The sequence below is a fragment of the Streptococcus wuxiensis genome, assembly GCF_040888245.1.
Classification (GTDB): domain Bacteria; phylum Bacillota; class Bacilli; order Lactobacillales; family Streptococcaceae; genus Streptococcus; species Streptococcus wuxiensis.
In genome coordinates, this window is the sequence record NZ_JBFNFE010000016.1 from 1 (window position 1) to 1,025 (window position 1,025).

Genomic DNA, 1,025 nt, shown 5'->3' on the forward strand with positions numbered 1-1,025 from the left:
CCCTTCAGCCGGACTTGGGTAATCCTCCATCATTCCAATGGACCTTGTAGGACTTGAACCTACGACCACTCGGTTATGAGCCGAGAGCTCTAACCAGCTGAGCTAAAGGTCCAACAAGATCATTATAGCGGCGAAGGGGATCGAACCCCCGACCTCCCGGGTATGAACCGGACGCTCTAGCCAGCTGAGCTACACCGCCATCAATCGGGAAGACAGGATTCGAACCTGCGACACCTTGGTCCCAAACCAAGTACTCTACCAAGCTGAGCTACTTCCCGAATTAAATTGTTAATGCACCCTAGAGGAGTCGAACCTCTAACCGNACCTTGGTCCCAAACCAAGTACTCTACCAAGCTGAGCTACTTCCCGAGTTAAATGTTTAATGCACCCTAGAGGAGTCGAACCTCTAACCGCCTGATTCGTAGTCAGGTACTCTATCCAGTTGAGCTAAGGGTGCTCTTCAATATATGCCGAGGACCGGAATCGAACCGGTACGATCGTTACCAATCGCAGGATTTTAAGTCCTGTGCGTCTGCCAGTTCCGCCACCCCGGCCTCTATAAGCGAACGACGGGATTCGAACCCGCGACCCCCACCTTGGCAAGGTGGTGTTCTACCACTGAACTACGTTCGCATCGACTCTGGTTTATATTAAAAAAAATGCCGGCTACATGACTTGAACACGCGACCCTCTGATTACAAATCAGATGCTCTACCAACTGAGCTAAGCCGGCTGATTTCTATTATGCGGGTTAAGGGACTTGAACCCCCACGCCGTTAAGCGCCAGATCCTAAATCTGGTGCGTCTGCCAATTCCGCCAAACCCGCAAATATGACCCGTACTGGGCTCGAACCAGTGACCCATTGATTAAAAGTCAATTGCTCTACCAACTGAGCTAACGAGTCAAATAACTTTCGTTATTACGGTCCCGACGGGAATCGAACCCGCGATCTTCGCCGTGACAGGGCGACGTGATAACCGCTACACTACGGGACCTATGGGAGTTAACGGGATCGAACCGCTGA

At 51.5% G+C, this 1,025-nt stretch carries 11 tRNA genes; all 11 read right to left on the minus strand.

Annotation, left to right across the window (positions count from 1 at the left end):
• Positions 1-38 precede the first annotated feature (38 nt).
• Positions 39-112: transfer RNA gene (locus tag AB2B47_RS08550), tRNA-Ile, on the minus strand.
• A gap of 13 nt (positions 113-125) precedes the next feature.
• A tRNA-Met gene (locus tag AB2B47_RS08555) sits at positions 126-199 on the minus strand.
• Positions 200-204: 5 nt separating this feature from the next.
• Positions 205-278, minus strand: a tRNA-Pro gene (locus tag AB2B47_RS08560).
• Between the two features lie 17 nt (positions 279-295).
• Positions 296-361 (minus strand) — tRNA-Pro (locus tag AB2B47_RS08565).
• Positions 362-383: 22 nt separating this feature from the next.
• Positions 384-457, minus strand: a tRNA-Arg gene (locus AB2B47_RS08570).
• An 11-nt stretch (positions 458-468) separates the two neighbouring features.
• Positions 469-554 (minus strand) — tRNA-Leu (locus tag AB2B47_RS08575).
• Positions 555-561: 7 nt separating this feature from the next.
• Positions 562-633, minus strand: a tRNA-Gly gene (locus AB2B47_RS08580).
• 27 nt (positions 634-660) lie between these two features.
• Positions 661-733: transfer RNA gene (locus AB2B47_RS08585), tRNA-Thr, on the minus strand.
• 12 nt (positions 734-745) lie between these two features.
• Positions 746-827: transfer RNA gene (locus tag AB2B47_RS08590), tRNA-Leu, on the minus strand.
• A 5-nt stretch (positions 828-832) separates the two neighbouring features.
• Positions 833-905: transfer RNA gene (locus AB2B47_RS08595), tRNA-Lys, on the minus strand.
• A gap of 18 nt (positions 906-923) precedes the next feature.
• A tRNA-Asp gene (locus AB2B47_RS08600) sits at positions 924-996 on the minus strand.
• Positions 997-1,025 lie beyond the last annotated feature (29 nt).